The organism is Temperatibacter marinus (genome assembly GCF_031598375.1).
Taxonomy (GTDB): Bacteria; Pseudomonadota; Alphaproteobacteria; order Sphingomonadales; family Kordiimonadaceae; genus Temperatibacter; species Temperatibacter marinus.
Map to the genome: position 1 here is coordinate 2,288,581 of NZ_CP123872.1, position 19,149 is coordinate 2,307,729.

The following is a 19,149-nucleotide window of genomic DNA, read 5'->3' on the forward strand; positions in this document are numbered from 1 at the left end:
CGATAGAAGTTCTAGAGATTGAATAAAAAAGGCAACTGAATTTCAGTTGCCTTTTTTTATACTCTATAATTGCATTTGTAAATCACGGGCTGTTTTGACGAAGGCATTAACGATTTCTTGTATTTCTTCGCTGCTATGAACCGCAGAAATACTGACCCGCATAAGGTTTATGCCTGAAGGGGTAGCAGGGGGGATAGCCATATTTACATAGACGCCATTATTGAGAAGCGTTTCCCAAAAACGCGTTGCCATCAAGATATCATCTAATTTTACGGCAATGATCGGGCTTTCAGCTTTTTCAGTCGCCATGTCAAAACCAGCATCTAAAAGGCCTTTGTGAAGAGCGTGAGCGTTTTCCCACAGTTTTTCAGCCCGCCAAGGCTCGGCCTTGATTGTTTGAATGGCTGCGATAGCAGAAGCGATCACGCTAGGGGGAAGAGACGCTGTGAAAATATAGGGACGGCAAGCACTTCTAAGGATATCCATCTTTGGGTGATTTGACGTACAGAAACCACCAACAGTACCGACCGATTTAGAAAAAGTCCCTACTACAAAGTCTGTGAGATGTTCTACCCCTTCAATTTCCATGATTCCACGACCATTTGGGCCGCAAAAGCCCATGGAATGAGCTTCATCAACAAGGGTCGTACAACCATATTTTTTGGAAATTTCAAGCATTTCTTTGAGGGGAGCTGTATCCCCAATCATAGAATAAATACCTTCTACAACAACCAATTTACCAGCATCTTCAGGCAAACGCTTTAAGCGCTTTTCAAGGCTATCAAGGTCATTATGTTTAAACCGTACTATTTGAGCATTCCCAAGCGCACACCCATCATAAATTGATGCATGACTGTCCGCGTCAATAATAATATAGTCATCTTTCCCAGCAAGGGTTGAAATCATCCCTAAATTTGCCTGGTACCCAGTAGAAAAGACCATGCAATGGTCCATGTTGTAAAAGTCAGCGAGAACGGATTCTAGCTCTTTATGGCTAGAATAGGTACCATTAAGAACCCGTGACCCTGTCGTTCCTGTTCCAAAATCATCAATAGCTTGTTTTGCAGCATTTAAGGCATTTTCGTTAAAAGTCATTCCCATATAGTTATTGGTGCCAGCAAGAACTGTTTCCCGGCCATCAATGACTGCTTTCGTTTGAGACAGAACTTTCTCCATTACAACAGTGAAAGGGTCTGCTTTTTCAAAGGGCAAAGATTTTCTGAGTTCAATGATTGAATCAAATTTATCTAATAGGTCCATGACTATTCCTTAACTAGAAAGATAGGCGAGAGAGTGGTTTAACCAAGGTCTTCTTCAACGGCATCAGCCACTTGTTGAATCGTTTCAAGCTCTGGTAATTTGTTGATCGGTAGTAGGATGTCAAATTCATCTTCAATATCCGCTACAAGGTCCATCACTGTTAAGCTATCCAGTTCAAGATCGGAGGCAAACGTTGTTTCTGGTTTAAGAGAAATCCCCTTTTTGTTGAGAGGGGTGATTAGCTCATAAATTTTGGTACGAATTTCTTCGTTAGTCATAGCGCATACTCTCATTAAAATGTTTAGAATCCAACTATACTCAGAAGAAGAGTATAAAATCTAAGGATTTTTCTCAGCTACTGGAGAAATGTGGACACAATATGAATTCTATATAGTTTTGCAGAGATTAAAGCAAATTTTTTTGCTTATACCAGTTAATGGTTTCGCTAAATCCCTCTTCTAGTGTGTATTTTGGCTTAAATGGAAACGGAGGGGGGCTCTGAACTGTCCAATCTGAATGCGTTAGTTCATTAATTTTTTTGTGAGATAGTAATTCGGGCTTTCTAGTGAGAATAGCTTTTAAACTATTGATATAACCGATTAATTTCAAAACAAGCCACGGAATTGTAAGCGTTTTAATTTGACCATTTGGATAGAGAGGCGCCACTCTGTTTTTCAAATCCTGAGCAGTGTAGCCCTGTGAATTCGCATCGCCGCCTTCGATAGTTGATTGGTTGAAATCTTCGGAAAGTTGTTGAACAATCATGCGTGCCATATCATCGGCATGGATGAGCGCAAATCTATTATTCTGACTGCCTGCAGCAAAGAGAAAGCCTTGTTTTGCCATTTTGAACATAGGTAGGAATTCATAATCCCCTGGACCATATATGCCGCCTGGCCTGATAATCATCCAATCAAAGGGCCACTTAAACGTATGGAGAGCTTGATCTCCCTCCCATTTACTTAAAGCATAATGCGAGAGGCTTGGTTCTCGGGCTGCCATGCTTGATATCATGATAAATTTTTTAACTTTTGAATGTTTCGCAGCTTGCAATGCATTCCAAGCCCCCATTTTATTGACACGCCTGAACCCTTCTAGTGACAGCGCTTTGGTAAGGCCTGCGCCGTGAATGAAGATGCTAGCTCCCTGAGCAAGTAGTGATAAAGATTCTGGAAGTTCGACATCCCCTGTCACCCAAGTTACGCCGTCTTTTTCTTTTTGAGGGCGACGGGTAAGGGCTCTGACATGATAGCCTTCAGTGACCAGATGATCGATGAGGTAAGCCCCTAAAAAACCAGTCGCTCCTGTGAGAGCGACTGTTTTATTAAAGTCAGAAGGCATAGATTAACTCGCTAAAGCTTGCAATTGACCAGAAAGGAATTGATTTCGGGCTTTTACACGAGATAATTTCCCTGAAGACGTTCGGGGAAGGGCACGGGGTGCAACGAGTTCGACAATCACATTAATTCCAGTTTCACGTTGCACATGCTTTTTCAATTCATCAATAAAGCGCAATCTTTCTGCCGTATCAGAGACACGACATTGGACCAAAATGAGAGGAATTTCCTCTGCTTGTTCGCCAGGAACAGAAATGGCAGCCACATCGCCACTTTTGACGCCTTGTAATTGCTCTGCAGCCCATTCAATATCTTGTGGCCAGTGGTTTTTACCATTTACAATGATCATGTCTTTAACCCGACCAACAATGTAAATATAGCCATTTTTAAGATAGCCCATATCCCCAGTATTGAGCCAACCATCCGCGCTTAGACAGGCAGCAGTAGAGTCAGGGTCATTAAAATACTCACGCATTACAGAGGTGCCGCGCACAAAAATTTGCCCGACTTGTTTTTCGTTTAGAACAGCATCTTCAGTGGATCTGATTTCTACTTCATACTCCGGCATGGGTTTGCCGCAGTTAACAACTTCTCGCATGCGCGGTGCATCGTCACTATTATTTACAAGTAAATGCGTTTCGCCTGTTAGAAGGCTTTCGTCCATCAGGTCGATTTCTATGCCCTTGCCAACATCCCCAAAACTTACGCCTAAAGTACATTCAGCTAGTCCATAACTTGGCAGTAAGGCTGTTTGCTTAAATCCGATAGGTTTAAATGTATCCAAGAAGAAGCGCATAACATCAGGACGGATCATTTCGGCTCCGATTCCAGCAATGCGCCAGCTTGATAAATCAAGTTCTTCAAGGGCCGATTGACGTGTTCCAGCTCTGCGAGCGCATACGTCGTAGCCAAAGGTAGGGCTATAACTTATTGTTCCTTTGTTTTTTGTCAAAACACGCAGCCAACTTAACGGTCGGCGTGCAAATTCTTCGGTAGGAATAAAATCAGCTGTTAACTGACAAGTAACAGATGTTAAAAGCGTCCCAACAAGTCCCATGTCATGATAGAAAGGCAACCATGATGTTATTCTATCATCATCTTGTAAATTCACACCGTGATAGCCCATGCCATAGTTATTGGCCATAAGCGATTTATGGGTGACGACAATCCCATGGGGAAAACGTGTCGATCCAGAAGAATATTGTAGGTAAGCCACATCCTCTGTGGTGGGAAGACGCGGGTCTGCATCGCCGGCCTGGGCCATATAGTGATCCCAGTCACCTGTGAATGTAACGTCGGTCCCTTTTTTGGCTTCTTCAAGGATTTCATTCATGAAGGCGGGCGCCATAATAGCATTCGCCTTACTGCTTTGAAGCTGCACGTTTAATTGTGCAACATAGCCTTCTTTTCCACCAAATGAAGTAGGCAGTGGCATGGGAACAGGAAGAACTGATGCATAGGCACAGCCCATAAAAAAAGCGACAAATTCAGCAGAGGTTTCTGCAATCATCGCAATTCTAGCGCCTTTTTCAAATCCCATTCCTACGAGTTTACGGCCCATAGCTTCAGCCATGTCACGCATTTCTGAGTAAGGAAGAGATCGTTTTAGATTTCCACGTGCGTCATAAAAATTAAGTCCACGTTTTCCTTGAGCTGCATATTCAACAGCTTCAACAAGCGTTTCAAAATCAGAGAAACGACGTTTAAGACTTTTATCCACACTAGGGGTTGGTTCTGTCATAAATCAGGGCCACCCATTTTCTGTTTATACTAGTTCACTCAGTATTAATCAGGATTTCATTGTAATTTACATGCAATAAAATACCACTATATTCCAAAATTTGCCTCAAGGCCATCCCTTAGGCAATAATCTTTTGATATATAGATGTTCAGGTTTAAAACCCTTGACGAACCCCTAATTTCACTTCTTTAATATTTTTGAATTACATTTTCGTGCGTAAATTCGCAAGTTTTTTCTTCTGTAATATCAACTTAACTGCAACAATTATGGATCAATTAAGGCTAAACAATGACGGATAAAATCCTCTCACACCCTGAACTAGATATCGAAAATATAAGGAAAAATGCGGATTTCGACCGATCTCGAGTTCATCTTGATCATGCAGGTGCCTCATTTTTATCTAAGCAAACTGTTGCGAGGATGCAACAGCATTTGGCTTTGGAAGCGCAAGTTGCAGGCTATGTGGCTCAAGAACAAGTGGCTGAAGAACTAGAAGATACCTATTCGCTTCTTGCAAAATGCTTTGGTGCGGCGTCATCTGACTACGCCTTGACTGGCAGCGCTGTCGATAGCTGGACAAAATTATTTTACAGCACCCCAATCGATAAAGGACAAAACATCGTTACGGCTCATACTGAATATTGTGCAAATTTTGTTGCCATGGTTCATGACCAAAAAAGGCGTGGGTATGAGATTAGAATTGCTAACAGGCTAGACAATGGAGATATCGATTTAGATCATTTTGATCAATTAGTTGATGAGAATACAGCTCTGATTGCCTTGACATGGATTGGCTCGAGTAGTGGCCAAATATTACCGGCTTCAAAAGTGGGTGAAATTGCGGCACGTAAAAATGCTCTCTATTTATTGGACGCCTGTCAGGCAGCAGGGCATATCCCTGTTAATTTCCAAACTGTAGGGGCTGATATGGCTAGCGGTACAGCTCGGAAATTTTTACGGGGACCTCGGGGTGTTGGGTTCTTATATGCATCTGAAAAGGCTAGGAAGGCCTTAAATCCTGTTGTTATGACAAATAATTCTGCCAGTTGGGAGGCGACATTCGAGATAAAATGCCGTGACGATGCAAGACTTTTCGAAGCTTGGGAGCGGTCCGTGATGACGGTCTTAGGTTTTAGAAACGCCTTGAGTGAATTCCATCAGATGGGTATTCAGGCTTTGACAGATCAAACACGACTGGTCTCTAACTACATTAGACGTCAACTTGAGGCGATGAATAATGTTACAATCGGCTGTCCTCCAGGAAGCGAGGGGGCGATTATTACGTTTAATAAGGACGGACTTGAGGCTGGTGATGCTAAAGCGGCATTTGAAAAGCAAGGGATTGCTGTCAATGTCGCTTCAGTCTTTCATACTCGGTTAGACCTTGAGGCAAGAAATATTGATAGTTTGATCCGCATTTCCCCGCAATATATGACTGCGCAAGAGGAAGTGGATCGGTTCCTTGATGTTTTAAGAGCACTGTAATGGAAAAGCGAAAAAAACCTGTTACAGCGGCTTATCTTGAAAGGGCAGCACTTTTTTACCTGGAGCGCTATAGCTCGAGCCGTAAGAATTTGGAGCGTGTTCTTGATCGTAAGGTGAGACGCAGGCACGAAGACCATAGCCCGCCTTCCCAAGAAGAAAAGGAATGGATTAAGCAGGCTGCTGATAAGTGTGTAAATCTTGGCTTTGTGAATGATCAACGCTACGCAAGTCAAAAAGCGCTTTCTATGCATCTGAGCGGGAAATCAGAACGGGCTATCAAAAACTATCTCTATCATAAAGGATTGTCTGAAGAAGATATTTCATATGCTTTTAAAGACCTAGAAGAGGAACGCGGCGAGGATGCTGATTTAAGGGCAGCCATAATTTATGCCCGTAAACGTGGTTTTGGCCCGTTCAGAATGCGTCATAAGTCTGAAGATCGAGAGCAAAAAGACTTGGCCTCAATGCTAAGGGCAGGCCATTCGATGGAGCAGGTCCATAAAGTACTAAAAGTTTCCTCCGTAGAGGAGCTTGAAGATATTTTATATGGATAAGTTGATCGGTTGAGTGTCCTACATGGGCAGTTTTATGCCTTCTCTTGCAATATTGTATCCTGCCTTGATAACCTGTTTACTTTCAGAGCTTTCAGCGTTGAGCAAAGGATTTGTGTGGTTCATATGGATAAACCAAATTCGATTCTTATCTTTATTTGAAAGAGACTGAAAGAGGGTCATGCTTTCTTTGACGCTTGGGTGAGGAATTTTGGACATATCTCTACCGGGCAATTCATCCCCTGAGAAGAACGTTGCATCAATCAATGCATAATCAACTTTCTTAATTTCTTCACGAATATCTTTACGCCATAAATGCCATTTATTGATATCGGGAATGAATAAAGCAGATTTGCGTGGTCCTTGAATATGAAAGCCTACAGTTTCACTGTATTCATCTCGGTGGGGGACAAGCAAAGGTGTTACGGCTAACGTTTTGCTTAAGCGATATGTTTTTTCATTTGAAAGTTCAAATAAAGTAATATTTCTCTTCTCTACCAGTTGTGACCAGGGCCCATTCGTCTCAATATACTGCTTCATTTTGGGCATGACAAAGACGGGCATTTTTAAGGCACCCATGGCTTCGTGCCCCAGATACATAAGCCCCGTATAATGGCCGATATGAGCATGAGTGATAAAGATTCCGGAAAGTGAAGGGGAGAAAGGTTGCTGATGAAGGCGGTACATGTGCTCAGGAAAATCAGGGCTGGCATCAAAGATATAGCTTTTCTGTGTTTGATCTACATAAGCGATAGAGATAGCTGTGCGTCTTTTGTCTTTGTCCGCCCATCCCGGTAAACAATGGCTTTTATAGCATCCTGCTTGAGGGTAACCAGCATCTTGAGCCGTGCCTAGGATGAATACATAGGGGTGTTTTTCTTTTGAATAAGCCGTTAAAGACAAACATAACAGAGTAACGACTAGGGTGAAAATTTTAATCATCTCTCTCTCTCCCTTTTACGATTGGCTGGCATTAAAAACCCTTTCTCGATCTTAGGCAAGCACTTGTTAAGCTGTATTTTTTTAGGGTAAAATCCAGTTTTGCTTGAATTCTACTCTGCGTAATTATACAAGCAGCATTAATTCCCTCTTTGAGCTATCACTTGAAGGGACGGTCTGTAATTGAAAAAGGGACTTACAATGAGTAGTCGAATTACTAACAATCCATATTGGCAGAATTTCATGGGTCACTCTGCGAATTGGTACAAGCTTACAATCCTTGCTTTTCTTATTATCAATCCAATTCTATTCAGCATTGATCCATATGTTGCAGGTTGGGTTCTTGTCTTAGAATTTATTTTCTGTCTTGCGATGGCACTCAAGTGTTATCCACTGCTTCCTGGAGGGCTTCTTGCCTTTGAGGCGATCGCTTTAGGTATGACGTCGATCAAAACTCTGGAGCATGAAATTGTAGGCAATTTAGAGGTTATTCTATTGCTTGTCTTCATGGTTGCAGGGATTTACTTCATGCAGAAATTGATCTTATTCCTTTTTACAAAGATGCTTGTAAACATAAGGAATAAAGTGGCTCTTTCACTGCTTTTCTCTTTTGCAGCGGCATTTCTTTCTGCTTTCCTTGATGCGTTGACAGTAACAGCAGTGATCATCACTGTTGCCATTGGTTTCTACTCAATTTACCATAAAGTGGCTTCTGGTAAGCACTTCACCCATGACCATGATCATAAAAATGATGGCTCTGTTGAATCGCTGAACCGCGACGACCTAGAGCAATTCCGTTCTTTCCTTAGATCTTTGATGATGCACGCAGCAGTTGGTACGGCTTTAGGCGGCGTATGTACAATTGTTGGTGAGCCGCAGAATATTGTAATTGGTACAAAAGCAGGATGGGATTTCATCGAATTCTTCATGCGCATGGCACCTGTAACATTACCTGTTCTCGTGTCGGGTCTTATCACATGTGCCCTACTTGAGATGAGTGGTAAATTTGGTTACGGCGGTAAAATCCCCGAAAAAGTGATGAATGTTATTGCGGACTATGATCAGTATGAAGACGAGCGCCGCACGCCAAAAGATAAAGCGTCACTTGTCATGCAAGGGGTTGTTGGTGTTTGGTTGATCATTGGTCTTCTAACACATATGGCCCCAGTCGGGATCATCGGTCTCTCAATTATCGTTCTTGGCACAGTCCTAACTGGTATCACTGAAGAGCATCAGATTGGTCACGCATTTGAAGAGGCCTTGCCTTTCACTGCCTTGCTGGTTGTTTTCTTTGCCATTGTTGGTGTCATTGCAGATCAGGGCTTGTTTGCGCCCATCACAGAATTTGTTCTCTCACAAGAGGGCTCAACTCAAGTGACTTTCCTATATGCAGCGAACGGTATCTTATCAGCGATTTCAGATAATGTATTTGTGGCGACGGTCTACATCAATCAAATGGTTGAAGCCGCAGCTACTGGTCGTATTGACCGTGAAACATTTGATATGCTTGCTGTTGCGATTAACACTGGAACAAACATTCCTTCGGTTGCGACACCAAATGGTCAAGCAGCTTTCTTGTTCTTGCTTACATCAGCAGTTGCACCGCTTATTCGCCTGTCTTATATGAAGATGGTTGTTATGGCGCTGCCTTATACAATTGTAATGTCAATTGTTGGTTATATTATGGTTGCCAATTACCTTCAGCCTGCGACAGACTGGATGTATGAGAATAATATGATCCAGCACCATGAAGGACTGCCTGGACAAGGCAACTCCGGTGGAGATCACTAGATAAGGGTTTAAACCCAAATTTTCTAAAAAGGAGCGCGAGTCGCTCCTTTTTTTTGTTCTTTGAGTATATTTTTAGACGAATCAGTTCGAATTTATGCTGAAATATAGAGCGAAGGCCTCTTATTGCGGTTTTTTGTTGCAGGCCAAGGAGTTATTTGTTTACACTTTGTTAAGCATTTAATGCGTCGAGGAATAAATTGTAACGAGTAGGGTAGGGGAAGTACCATGAGTGAAGAGCAAGCTATGGCGGCTCAGGAGCAGCATGATGGGGAGTTATGCAAGCTTTCTGGAAAAGTAAAATGGTTTGATGCTGTCAAAGGTTTTGGCTTTGTCGTGCCAGAGGTTATTGAAATCGAAGGCCCAGAAGAAATTTCTAGTGATATTTTGTTGCATTTCTCAGTATTAAGAGAAGTTGGTCGACGAAGTGTGCCAGAAGGGACAACCGTCAATTGTTTTGTGGCTAAGCGTGATCGAGGCTGGCAGGCCGTTGAAGTGGTCTCTTTGGACCTTTCAACAGCAGTATCCCCAGAAGATTTTGGCAGAACCTCTTTTTCGCATCCTGGTATGGATGTTACTGTCTCAAAAGATTTTGAAGATGTCACAGTAAAATGGTTCAACCGAGTGAAGGGCTATGGTTTTGTTTCTTGTGGATCTGGAGATCAAGATATCTTCGTACATATTGAAACCCTTCGTCGTGCTGGATTGACTGAACTTGAACCGGGGCAAGAAGTAAGGGTAAGAATTGGTGAAGGGGAACGTGGTCCGCTTGTTGCACAAATTGCATTGCCTGGGGATGCTTAAGACTTGTTATTTTAAGTTATAAAATATTGGGCTCTGGATAATAGATCTGGAATGTTGCCACATTTAACGTATATTCATGCCATGGACCCTAACCATGGCATTTTTTATAGGATCATTTATGCAGCACTCAATGCGCCTTTTCTTTGCACTTTCTTTATTATGCATCAACAGTTTCTTTGTTCAGGCTCAAGAAAAGGAAAGTTATTTTCCTCTTACAGTTAAAACAGCAGAGAAAGAAGTGACTTTTCAAGTGCGACTAGCCCTAGACCGCGAAACTCGTGCACAGGGACTTATGTATGTGAAAGAAATGCCAGACACAGAAGGCATGCTTTTCATTTACCCAAATGAAAGTAAGCGGTCATTTTGGATGCGGAATACATATATTTCTTTAGATATCATCTATATCAAGCGCAATGGCCGCATTGACAGCATCCAAAAAAATGTACCGACATTGAATGACGACTCTCGCCCTAGTGAGGGGAAAGTCATGTCTGTTCTTGAAATTAAAGGAGGGCTGTCTGATAAGTTAGGGATTAAGGTCGGGGATACAATTAAAGTGCCGCTGAGCTGGCGTTTAAAGGCGCAGTGGTAAGATGTTTCCTGTTTTTGAGTATAACGCAGAGGATTTAGTCGCCTCAGAGGCCCCTGACGGTTTTAACGCTATTACAAGCCACAGCGAATATGCCTGCCATGCAGGGCCAATTTTTGAACGGATTTATACGGACGAGAAGGGGAATGAGCAATGGGAGCGTGGCTTTCGTGTGCTGCCTAAGCATACCAATGCGGGAGCAATGGCTCACGGAGGCTTGCTGATGACATTTGCAGATGTTCTTCTTGCCACCGCAGTCTTTAAGCGATTACCCCCGCCCTTTGTCACAGTGAAGATGACCAGTGAGTTTTTAGGGAGAGCCCCTGTAGGGGCCTGGGTCACTGGAAAAGCATGGATGGTAAAGCGTACAGGCTCACTCGCCTTCTTAGAGGGGCAATTGATGATAGATTCGAAGATTATATTCACAGTTTCTGGTATTTTCAAACATCGTGCTGGTAAAGAATACGGGTAATAATCTTATCCGAAAGCACTAAAAATCAGCAGGAAAGTAAGTTTTTGTAAGATTTTTCACGAAAATTGATTTTTCCCCTTGCATTTATACGCCGTAGGTCATAGATACACACCCGCGCCGGGGAGTGGCGCAGCCTGGTAGCGCACCTGTTTTGGGTACAGGGGGTCGCAAGTTCGAATCTTGTCTCCCCGACCATCTTCTCCTTCGGGAGAAAATACGACGATCGCTTGAGAGACCCAAACCTCGAGCATTCAAAAAGCCTCACTGGAAACAGTGAGGCTTTTTTGTTGGGTATCTTTCTGTTTTTACAAGCTTCTCAAAATACATTAGTCTATTGTTCTCTGATGAAGGGTGAGGGGTGTAGGGATGATTTTACGTAAATTTATTAAACATGTTTCAGAGCAGAATTGGGTTGCTGTTGGGCTGGATGTCATTGTTGTCATCGTTGGTATTTTTCTTGGCATGCAGGTTACCAATTGGAACGAAGGTAAAAAGCAAGAAAGTTTAGAGCAAGAATATATTGCCAGACTTCATCGTGATTTAACAACGACGATTAAAAATACCGAGTATAATATCCGGTGGGATGAAGCACGCTATCAGTCGGAAATGATCATTAAAAAGAGCCTTGATGAAGGAAAGCTGGAAGAGAAAGATTTACAGGTATTTTCAACGGGCCTTTTTTATTTGGGATTCAGAAATGAGCTGGCTCTCAGCTGGCAGACCTTTGAAGAATTAAAGTCTACTGGCTTGCTTAGTATTATTCAGGATAAGACCTTGCTGAAGGATCTTGGTAATCTGGAAGACGCTTACTACCGGCGCAAAAATATCCTTAATAGTATTGAAGACCTTAATAGCACTATTACGTCCCCCTTAATAGATTTCTACTATGTGAAATCAGTAGCACGTAATCAAGCCACTTTAGTATTTGATTTCGAAAAGATCTCTCAAAATAAAAAATTTAAAAATATTGTGAGTAATATAACGTGGCGAACCCATGAGATGTCAGAATTTAGAATGTATCATTACAAGCAAGTTAAACGAGTCTTGGCTTCTGTGGAGGCCATTATGGAGCAGCAAAACATTAAAGAACTTCCCCTTAATGAAGGGCAGTCATAAGAAAGTATAGCAGAATTTTAAGCTTTTAATTTGTTATGGAGCGGCTGTTTTTTACCTTTCCAGCTAAATATGATTTGCGCAGATGGTTTTTTGTGGTACTCCAAAGTTGAAATCTAATATCTTATAAAATAAGGTTTGAATGATGAAAGCACGTATTTACTGCCCTTCTAAAAGTGTAACTCAATCTGGCTCTCGTGGTTCTGATAAGTGGGTTCTAGAGTATGAACCTGCGGGTCAAAAGGCTGTTGAAACTCTGATGGGGTGGACCGGGACTAAAGACGCCCTACAACAAGTGAAGCTTTCTTTTCCGTCACAAGACGAAGCAGAAGCCTATGCAAAGCGTAAAGGGATCGACTACGATGTAAAGCCACAGCAAAGTCGTCGTGTGCGTTTTCAGGCTTATGCAGATAACTTTAAGTAAGCTATCTGCCAGATAGGGTTTTTGGTGAAGGCATTCATTTTGGATGCCTTTTTTTAATCTCAGTCTGTTAGGCCTTCAGTCTGTTAGGCTTTAACCTTAACATAACTGCCAGGGGCATCTTCAAGGGCAGGATAGGGGCCTTCCCCAGGAATACGCGGCTCTGTCTGTCTTTTACTGCGTTTATTCAGCCAAGTGAGCCAGTCAGGCCACCAACTGCCCTCATGCTTCTCTGTGTTAGCCATATAGTCATCTAAAGTATCAGCTTTTGCATCATTCACCATATACCAATATTTACCCCCCGTGTTATCTGCAAGCGGAGGGTTAATCACCCCGGCGATATGACCACTTCCCCCCAATACAAAGCGAGCAGGGCTTTTTACACGATTTCTAAGAGAATAAACGCTTTGTGCTGGGGCAATATGATCATCCACAGTTGCGAGGATATAGAGCGGCGTGTCAATCTGAGACAGGTCTAGGGGTACATCACATAATGTCACCCCCTCAGGATCTTTCAATTTATTATGAAGATACATGTTTTCTAAATATTCGCTGTGGCATTTTTCGGCCTGATTTGTGCTGTCAGAATTCCAATAGAGAAGATCAAAGGCCATTGGTTCTTTCCCTAAGAGATAATTATTAATCAGATATGACCAGATTAAATCATTGGATCTTAGCATGTTAAACGTCAGAGCCATGGCTTTGCCGTCCATATAGCCTTGGGAAGCCATCATAGATTTTATCCCAGCGACTTGTTCTTCATCGATGAAAGTCAGAAGTTCGCCTGCATCATCAAAGTTGGTAAGCGTTGTGAAGAGAGAGGCTGATTTAATCATCTCAGCTTGATTGGTTGCCTGTAAATAGGCAAGGGCTGCGGTCAGCATGGTGCCGCCCACACAATAGCCCGTTGTATGGATCGCTTTCTCACCCGTGATTTCTTGCACAACCTTTAAAGCTTCAAGATAGCCTTCTTGAAGATAGTTATCCAAACCTTTATCACGGTGTTCTGCCGTTGGATTAACCCAGCTGACCATAAAAGTTGTGAACCCTTGATTGACCAACCATTGAACAATGGATTTCTTTTCGTTTAGATCAAGAATGTAATATTTATTGATCCAGGGCGGGAAGAAGACCATCGGTGCTTTTTTAATCTTGTTTGTGGTCGGCGCATACTGAATAAGCTCTATCAGATCATTTTTGAAAACGACTTTACCCTTAGTAACCGCAACATTCTTTCCCACTTCGAATTGACTTTTATCCACCATTGAGATGAGGGGTACACTGTTCTGACCTTCCTGCAGGTCATGCATCATATTTTGCATGCCTTTCATCAGGTTTTCCCCCTTTGTTTCCATCGTCTCCTTCAGAACATCGGGATTGGTCATGATAAAATTACTAGGCGAAAAGGCATCCACCATTTGTTTGGTGAAAAAGTCTATCTTCTCTTTCTCATGGTGATCAATGCCTTCAAGGCTTTCGAGGGACGCATAAATATGTTTTGAGAGAAGGAGGTAAGAGTTTTTTATGAAATCAAAGGTCGTGTTTTCTGACCAATCTTTTGATTTGAAACGTTTATCTCGGCTTGAATCGATGATATCTTCAACGTCTTCACCCGCCTGTTTTTTGGTCGCATGATCCCACAAGCGGCCATAATCTTCGAATAATGCCATTTGATGGCTTACTAATTTCTCTGGATGCTTCATCATCTCATTCGTCATAGAAAAATAGTTTTTCATCAGATGAAAGGGATCAGGCATGCCTGATGGGGGCGATTCTGTTGGTATTTTGCTGAGATATTCAGTGAATAATGACTGTGATTGCTCAGAAGCTTTGACCATGATGTCTGAGAGGGTCTTTAATTCTTCTTCAGACCAAGGAAAATTATTTTGCTCATTCTGTTCATTAGACATAAAATTGCTCCAAAAAAACGCGGCCTGATCTTATGTTATCAAGAAGCGCTTTTAATGCAATAGAATGATGCGTGATATTGCTAAATTCTTTCTTTTGGCTGGACCTGTTATGGGAATCGTGCTAGCGCCACTTTTACCTAAAGTATAAGTCTTGGAGTAAGCTCATGTCTGATAAAAACAATGCCATTGGGGTTGCCATCGCCGGTCTAGGGACTGTTGGCGTGGGCGTTATTCGTATTATTGAGAAACATACTGCCATGCTTGAGCAACGCTCAGGCCGAACGGTGGAAATTGTTGCAGTTTCTGCACGAGATAGAAACCGAGATCGAGGCGTGGATCTGTCGTCCTATGCCTGGGTAGATGACACGACTTCGCTGGCTGACCATGACGGTGTTGATGTTGTTATTGAGCTTGTCGGGGGCAGTGATGGGACAGCTTTGGCACTGGCTAGAAATACACTTAAAAAAGGCAAAGCCTTTGTGACTGCAAATAAGGCTTTGATTGCTATTCATGGAAAAGAATTGGCTAAACTTGCTGAAGAACATGATAGCTTCCTTGCTTTCGAAGCAGCTGTTGCAGGCGGCATTCCAATTCTTAAAGCCCTAAAAGAGGGACTTGCTGGCAATCAGATGAGTAATCTGCGGGGCATTTTAAACGGAACCTGTAATTATATCCTTACACGCATGGAGAATGAGGGCCTTGGGTTTGAAGAAGTTCTCGCAGATGCGCAGCGTCTAGGTTATGCAGAAGCCGACCCCACTTTTGATGTGGACGGTATTGATACAGCCCATAAAACAGCGATATTAGCAGCCTTAGCCTTTGGTGTAGAGCCAGACTTTGCCGCCATTGAATGCGAGGGCATTAGAGCGATTGCTTCCGTCGATATCGATTATGCGAGAACGCTTGGCTATACGATTAAACTTCTCGGCAGTGTACGCCGTACAGAGACTGGTATTGAACAACATGTTCACCCGGCCATGGTTCCCTTGGAAACGGCTCTTGCAAATGTTTCTGGAGCGACAAATGCCGTTCAAGTCTATGGTGATGCTGTTGGAGAAACCGTCTATATTGGGGCTGGCGCAGGTGAATTACCTACAGCCAGTGCCGTCATGGCCGATGTGGTTGATTATGCAAGTGGGAATAACCGTCCGGCTTTTGGTGTACCGTCAAATGAATTGAAAAAACTTATTCCTGTTTCAAGCGATGAACATGTAGGCAGTTATTATATTCGTTTTCGTGTGATTGATGAACTTGGAAAAATGGCTGAAATAACATCAGTCCTTCGTGATTCTAATGTCTCCATTGAAAGTATGATCCAGCTTGGATCTGCTGAAGACGGCGGTGTATATATGGTTCTGACGACGCACCCAATTCAAGGAAGCGCCGTTCACACAGCGATAGAGAAACTACATGCCATAAATGAAATGAAAATATTAGACAAACCTGTGGTTCTAAGGATTGCCAAAGTTTAGTAAATGTGTCATTAGGCATTCATAATTTTGTCTCACTGGTCCCAAATAGTGTGAGGCATGATTTGACATAAAGGAGATATATTATGAGCTCGACCCATTTAGGTAGAGATCTCGTCATTGAATTTGCTCGCGTTACAGAGGCTGCTGCCTTATCTTGTGCGGGGCTCATTGGACGCGGTGACGAAAAAGCGGCAGATGCTGCAGCCGTTGAAGGCATGCGAAATTCCCTCAATACTCTGCCGATCAATGGCACTGTTGTAATCGGCGAAGGTGAACGCGATGAAGCGCCAATGCTTTTCATCGGAGAAGAAGTTGGTTCTGGCGGAGCAGATGTTGATCTTGCTATGGATCCTCTTGAGGGCACAACAATATGTGCAAAGGGTCAACCAAATGCTCTTGCTGTTATTGCAGCGGCACCGAAAGGCGGTCTGTTGAATGCACCTGATGTTTACATGGATAAAATTGCTGTTGGCGGTGGTCTTCCAGAAGGTGTTATAGATTTAGATAAGTCAGTGGAAGAAAATGTAAGATCTGTTGCCAAAGCAAAAGGCAAAACGATTGATCAAATGATAGTCTGTGTCCTTGATCGCCCGCGTCATGTTGATAAAATTAAAGAACTTCGCAGTCTAGGGTGCGGTGTGAAACTTATTGGCGACGGCGATGTCGCAGGTGTTATTGATACCACCAATGAAGAAGCCGGTGTTGACTTATATATTGGGGCAGGTGGTGCTCCTGAAGGCGTTCTGGCTGCTGCGGCATTACGATGTATTGGCGGGCAATTCCAGGGCCGTTTACTTTTTAGAAACGACGATGAGCGCGCTCGAGCACGCAAATGGGGTATTAAGGATTTAGACCGTAAATATACACTGACTGAACTCGCCAGTAAGGAAGTTATCTTTGCTGCAACAGGCGTGACAGATGGTTCATTGCTTGAAGGTGTGCGTCGTAAACCTGGAGGGTTCACAACAGAAACAATCATTATGCGGTCTGAAACCAAAACAGTTCGTTGGATTAAAGCTTTCCATCCTGATGAAGACTAGTTAATCTGAGTGAATGACTCATGATACGATAAAAAATAGTGATGACACGGCGGATACTTTATTAGGTGTTCGCCGTTCTAGTCTTGGCCAGCGATGGTCTTTGAAGCCCTTTATCTCAAGACATGCAGAGGCGATCGCAGACCTTCTCGGTGTTTCCCCAATCGTTGGGCAAATTATCGCCGCGCGCAATATAGACATAGAGCATGCGGCAGAATTTTATGAGCCAAGCTTGAGAAATAGTTTGCCTGACCCGAATGAATTTTTGGATATGGATAAGGCGGTTGATCGATTATGCCAAGCTCTTGAAAGAGAGGAAAAGGTCGCAGTTTTCGGTGATTATGATGTGGATGGTGCCACATCATCAGCACTTCTCATTCGGTATTTTAGAATGATCAATCGGCAGATGATGGTTCATATTCCAGACCGCAATCTTGAAGGCTATGGCCCTAACACGGCTGCTCTGACACGCCTTCATAGCAAAGGGGCGAAAGTTGTCATCACAGTCGACTGCGGCACCTTGTCATTTCAACCTCTAGAAGATGCGTTTAATTTGGGCCTGGACATTGTTGTGGTTGATCATCACAAAGCCGAAACAACGCTTCCAAAAGCTGTTGCCGTTGTGAATCCCAACAGATTAGATGAGAGTGGTCACTACGGACAATTGGCAGCTGCGGGTGTTACTTTTATGCTTTTAGTCGCACTCAATAAAGGATTACGTGAACGAGGCTGGTTCTCATCTCAGCAGATAAAAGAACCCAATTTGTTGTCTCTCTTGGATATTGTTGCCTTGGGCACAGTCTGTGATGTAGTGCCCCTCACAGGCGTCAATAGAGCCTTTGTTAAGCAAGGGTTGAAGATTATGGCCCAGCGTCAAAATGCAGGCATTGTAGCTCTCTCTGACGTTGGTCGTGTAGACGAAGCTCCGAATGCATATCATCTTGGTTTTGTCTTAGGGCCCAGAGTGAATGCTGGAGGCCGCGTGGGAGAGGCTGGCCTCGGTGCGAGATTGCTGGCTTTAGACGATTATCAAGCTGCACGCCAAATTGCAGATAAATTAGATGGTTATAACCAAGATCGCAAAGTTATCGAGGCACATGTGCTCGATGAAGCCTTTTCAATGATGACAAAAAAATACGGGCCAGATGGTGGTCCCGAAACTTTGGTTTTTGTCGCTGCAAAAGGCTGGCATGCTGGGGTTATCGGTATTGTTGCAAGCCGCTTGAAGGAAAAATACAACAAACCAGCTTTTGTGTTAGCAATTGAAGAGAATGGAGAAGCCAAAGGATCAGGACGATCCATCACGGGTGTTGATCTGGGCGCTGCAGTTCTAGAAGCTCAGGCGAAAGAAATTCTTGTGAAAGGAGGCGGGCATGCAATGGCCGCCGGCTTAACAGTGATGGAGGATCGTTTGGATGACTTGGAACACTTTCTCGGGGCCCATATGGCTGAAGCAGTCTCTAAGGCTTCAGAGACTCGCACCCTTGAAATTGATACTGTGACAACCTTTATGGCCTGCCAACCTCAAATGATCGAGGATATTGAAAAGGTGGGACCATTCGGTGTTGGTAACCCTGGGCCTAAACTTGCTTTTTCACATGTGACCCTCACAAAGGTTGATGTTGTCGGGCAGAATCACATGCGGGCAATTTTTACATCTAAAGATGGATCCTCGATGAAAGCCATGGCTTTTAGAAGTTTAGGCGAGCCTCTTGGAAACAGCTTAGAAGGGGGGATTGGCAAAAAATTTCATATCGTTGGAAAGGTGAAAGTCAACACCTGGGGGGGGCGTGAATCTGTTGAGATGACACTAGAAGATCTGGCCTCTTGCTAAAGGCTTCTACAGAGGTAAATTCCCCGCAATGGATGGGGAAGAAGGGTCCTATCAAGAAAATTGAAAAATTATTGCAGAATAATGTAAAAAGAGGTTGACCAAACGAGGGGAAACCTTTAACAAGCCTCTCGTTGCCCAGAAATGAGTAACAGATTGGTTATTTGGTCCCTTCGTCTAGTGGCCTAGGACGCTGCCCTTTCACGGCGGAAACACGGGTTCGAGTCCCGTAGGGATCACCATATCTGAGTGGTCAGAGTAACCAAGCATAAGAATAGCGGTCCCTTCGTCTAGTGGCCTAGGACGCTGCCCTTTCACGGCGGAAACACGGGTTCGAGTCCCGTAGGGATCACCATTCTTTATAAAATAGCAGGCTTCGGCCTGCTTTTTTTATGATCA

The 19,149-nt window shown here is 43.3% G+C and carries 17 protein-coding genes and 3 tRNA genes; 14 read left to right on the top strand and 6 right to left on the bottom strand.

Features of this window, described 5'->3' with window-relative positions; genetic code table 11:
• Nucleotides 1-63 precede the first annotated feature (63 nt).
• The 4 genes from spt to QGN29_RS10175 form a co-directional block, all read right to left on the bottom strand.
• Nucleotides 64-1,260: a serine palmitoyltransferase gene (gene spt, locus QGN29_RS10160; RefSeq protein WP_310797745.1), complete on the bottom strand. Its 1,197-nt coding sequence runs from the start codon at nucleotides 1,258-1,260 to the stop codon at nucleotides 64-66.
• A gap of 38 nt (nucleotides 1,261-1,298) precedes the next feature.
• Nucleotides 1,299-1,538, bottom strand: a complete 240-nt coding sequence (locus QGN29_RS10165; protein ID WP_310797746.1) for an acyl carrier protein — start codon at nucleotides 1,536-1,538, stop codon at nucleotides 1,299-1,301.
• 127 nt (nucleotides 1,539-1,665) lie between these two features.
• Entirely contained in the window at nucleotides 1,666-2,601 is a 936-nt protein-coding gene (locus QGN29_RS10170; RefSeq protein ID WP_310797747.1) for an NAD-dependent epimerase/dehydratase family protein, read from the bottom strand.
• Between the two features lie 3 nt (nucleotides 2,602-2,604).
• A complete protein-coding gene (locus QGN29_RS10175) occupies nucleotides 2,605-4,338 on the bottom strand; it encodes a fatty acyl-AMP ligase (RefSeq protein ID WP_310797748.1) in 1,734 nt (577 codons plus the stop codon).
• A gap of 288 nt (nucleotides 4,339-4,626) precedes the next feature.
• Between QGN29_RS10175 and QGN29_RS10180 the strand changes: the two genes are divergently transcribed.
• Entirely contained in the window at nucleotides 4,627-5,823 is a 1,197-nt protein-coding gene (locus QGN29_RS10180) for an aminotransferase class V-fold PLP-dependent enzyme (protein ID WP_310797749.1), read from the top strand.
• Nucleotides 5,823-6,377: a regulatory protein RecX gene (locus QGN29_RS10185; RefSeq protein WP_310797750.1), complete on the top strand. Its 555-nt coding sequence runs from the start codon at nucleotides 5,823-5,825 to the stop codon at nucleotides 6,375-6,377. The genes QGN29_RS10180 and QGN29_RS10185 overlap by 1 nt, the downstream gene beginning before the upstream one ends.
• 18 nt (nucleotides 6,378-6,395) lie before the next feature.
• Here the strand turns inward: QGN29_RS10185 and QGN29_RS10190 are convergent, their stop codons facing one another.
• The gene (locus QGN29_RS10190) at nucleotides 6,396-7,316 is read right to left on the bottom strand and encodes an MBL fold metallo-hydrolase (protein WP_310797751.1); all 921 of its coding nucleotides are present in this window, start codon (nucleotides 7,314-7,316) and stop codon (nucleotides 6,396-6,398) included.
• 198 nt (nucleotides 7,317-7,514) lie between these two features.
• Between QGN29_RS10190 and nhaB the strand changes: the two genes are divergently transcribed.
• From nhaB to QGN29_RS10230, 7 genes are all read left to right on the top strand, one after another.
• The gene (gene nhaB, locus QGN29_RS10195) at nucleotides 7,515-9,104 is read left to right on the top strand and encodes a sodium/proton antiporter NhaB (protein WP_310797752.1); all 1,590 of its coding nucleotides are present in this window, start codon (nucleotides 7,515-7,517) and stop codon (nucleotides 9,102-9,104) included.
• Nucleotides 9,105-9,329: 225 nt separating this feature from the next.
• Nucleotides 9,330-9,905, top strand: coding sequence for a cold-shock protein (locus QGN29_RS14495; RefSeq protein WP_375164601.1), 576 nt, complete (start codon nucleotides 9,330-9,332; stop codon nucleotides 9,903-9,905).
• Between the two features lie 94 nt (nucleotides 9,906-9,999).
• Nucleotides 10,000-10,497 carry a DUF192 domain-containing protein gene (locus QGN29_RS10210; RefSeq protein ID WP_310797753.1) on the top strand — a complete coding sequence of 166 codons (498 nt, stop codon included), beginning with the start codon at nucleotides 10,000-10,002 and terminating at the stop codon, nucleotides 10,495-10,497.
• Between the two features lies 1 nt (nucleotide 10,498).
• Nucleotides 10,499-10,966 carry a PaaI family thioesterase gene (locus tag QGN29_RS10215; RefSeq protein ID WP_310797754.1) on the top strand — a complete coding sequence of 156 codons (468 nt, stop codon included), beginning with the start codon at nucleotides 10,499-10,501 and terminating at the stop codon, nucleotides 10,964-10,966.
• Between the two features lie 118 nt (nucleotides 10,967-11,084).
• Nucleotides 11,085-11,161: transfer RNA gene (locus QGN29_RS10220), tRNA-Pro, on the top strand.
• A 171-nt stretch (nucleotides 11,162-11,332) separates the two neighbouring features.
• Complete coding sequence (locus QGN29_RS10225; protein WP_310797755.1) at nucleotides 11,333-12,082, top strand: hypothetical protein; 750 nt, start codon at nucleotides 11,333-11,335, stop codon at nucleotides 12,080-12,082.
• Nucleotides 12,083-12,224: 142 nt separating this feature from the next.
• Complete coding sequence (locus QGN29_RS10230; RefSeq protein ID WP_310797756.1) at nucleotides 12,225-12,503, top strand: ETC complex I subunit; 279 nt, start codon at nucleotides 12,225-12,227, stop codon at nucleotides 12,501-12,503.
• A gap of 83 nt (nucleotides 12,504-12,586) precedes the next feature.
• On the opposite strand, the gene QGN29_RS10235 is transcribed toward QGN29_RS10230, so the two are convergent.
• Nucleotides 12,587-14,410 (bottom strand): PHA/PHB synthase family protein, encoded by a 1,824-nt coding sequence (locus QGN29_RS10235; protein WP_310797757.1) that lies wholly within the window; start codon nucleotides 14,408-14,410, stop codon nucleotides 12,587-12,589.
• A gap of 164 nt (nucleotides 14,411-14,574) precedes the next feature.
• Between QGN29_RS10235 and QGN29_RS10240 the strand changes: the two genes are divergently transcribed.
• The 5 genes from QGN29_RS10240 to QGN29_RS10260 all read left to right on the top strand — a co-directional run bounded on the left by QGN29_RS10240 (nucleotide 14,575) and on the right by QGN29_RS10260 (nucleotide 19,105).
• Entirely contained in the window at nucleotides 14,575-15,882 is a 1,308-nt protein-coding gene (locus QGN29_RS10240) for a homoserine dehydrogenase (protein ID WP_310797758.1), read from the top strand.
• An 83-nt stretch (nucleotides 15,883-15,965) separates the two neighbouring features.
• The gene (glpX, locus tag QGN29_RS10245) at nucleotides 15,966-16,922 is read left to right on the top strand and encodes a class II fructose-bisphosphatase (RefSeq protein WP_310797759.1); all 957 of its coding nucleotides are present in this window, start codon (nucleotides 15,966-15,968) and stop codon (nucleotides 16,920-16,922) included.
• A 13-nt stretch (nucleotides 16,923-16,935) separates the two neighbouring features.
• Nucleotides 16,936-18,753 (top strand): single-stranded-DNA-specific exonuclease RecJ, encoded by a 1,818-nt coding sequence (gene recJ, locus QGN29_RS10250; RefSeq protein ID WP_310797760.1) that lies wholly within the window; start codon nucleotides 16,936-16,938, stop codon nucleotides 18,751-18,753.
• 163 nt (nucleotides 18,754-18,916) lie between these two features.
• Nucleotides 18,917-18,992 (top strand) — tRNA-Glu (locus QGN29_RS10255).
• Nucleotides 18,993-19,029: 37 nt separating this feature from the next.
• A tRNA-Glu gene (locus QGN29_RS10260) sits at nucleotides 19,030-19,105 on the top strand.
• The last annotated feature ends 44 nt before the right edge of the window (nucleotides 19,106-19,149 follow it).

Excerpts from the sequence above, each read along its gene's own strand:
- spt (WP_310797745.1), bottom strand. The coding sequence starts at position 1,260 with ATGGACCTATTAGATAAATTTGATTCAATCATTGAACTCAGAAAATCT.
- QGN29_RS10165 (WP_310797746.1), bottom strand. The coding sequence starts at position 1,538 with ATGACTAACGAAGAAATTCGTACCAAAATTTATGAGCTAATCACCCCT.
- QGN29_RS10170 (WP_310797747.1), bottom strand. The coding sequence starts at position 2,601 with ATGCCTTCTGACTTTAATAAAACAGTCGCTCTCACAGGAGCGACTGGT.
- QGN29_RS10175 (WP_310797748.1), bottom strand. The coding sequence starts at position 4,338 with ATGACAGAACCAACCCCTAGTGTGGATAAAAGTCTTAAACGTCGTTTC.
- QGN29_RS10180 (WP_310797749.1), top strand. The coding sequence starts at position 4,627 with ATGACGGATAAAATCCTCTCACACCCTGAACTAGATATCGAAAATATA.
- QGN29_RS10185 (WP_310797750.1), top strand. The coding sequence starts at position 5,823 with ATGGAAAAGCGAAAAAAACCTGTTACAGCGGCTTATCTTGAAAGGGCA.
- QGN29_RS10190 (WP_310797751.1), bottom strand. The coding sequence starts at position 7,316 with ATGATTAAAATTTTCACCCTAGTCGTTACTCTGTTATGTTTGTCTTTA.
- nhaB (WP_310797752.1), top strand. The coding sequence starts at position 7,515 with ATGAGTAGTCGAATTACTAACAATCCATATTGGCAGAATTTCATGGGT.
- QGN29_RS14495 (WP_375164601.1), top strand. The coding sequence starts at position 9,330 with ATGAGTGAAGAGCAAGCTATGGCGGCTCAGGAGCAGCATGATGGGGAG.
- QGN29_RS10210 (WP_310797753.1), top strand. The coding sequence starts at position 10,000 with ATGGCATTTTTTATAGGATCATTTATGCAGCACTCAATGCGCCTTTTC.
- QGN29_RS10215 (WP_310797754.1), top strand. The coding sequence starts at position 10,499 with ATGTTTCCTGTTTTTGAGTATAACGCAGAGGATTTAGTCGCCTCAGAG.
- QGN29_RS10225 (WP_310797755.1), top strand. The coding sequence starts at position 11,333 with ATGATTTTACGTAAATTTATTAAACATGTTTCAGAGCAGAATTGGGTT.
- QGN29_RS10230 (WP_310797756.1), top strand. The coding sequence starts at position 12,225 with ATGAAAGCACGTATTTACTGCCCTTCTAAAAGTGTAACTCAATCTGGC.
- QGN29_RS10235 (WP_310797757.1), bottom strand. The coding sequence starts at position 14,410 with ATGTCTAATGAACAGAATGAGCAAAATAATTTTCCTTGGTCTGAAGAA.
- QGN29_RS10240 (WP_310797758.1), top strand. The coding sequence starts at position 14,575 with ATGTCTGATAAAAACAATGCCATTGGGGTTGCCATCGCCGGTCTAGGG.
- glpX (WP_310797759.1), top strand. The coding sequence starts at position 15,966 with ATGAGCTCGACCCATTTAGGTAGAGATCTCGTCATTGAATTTGCTCGC.
- recJ (WP_310797760.1), top strand. The coding sequence starts at position 16,936 with ATGACTCATGATACGATAAAAAATAGTGATGACACGGCGGATACTTTA.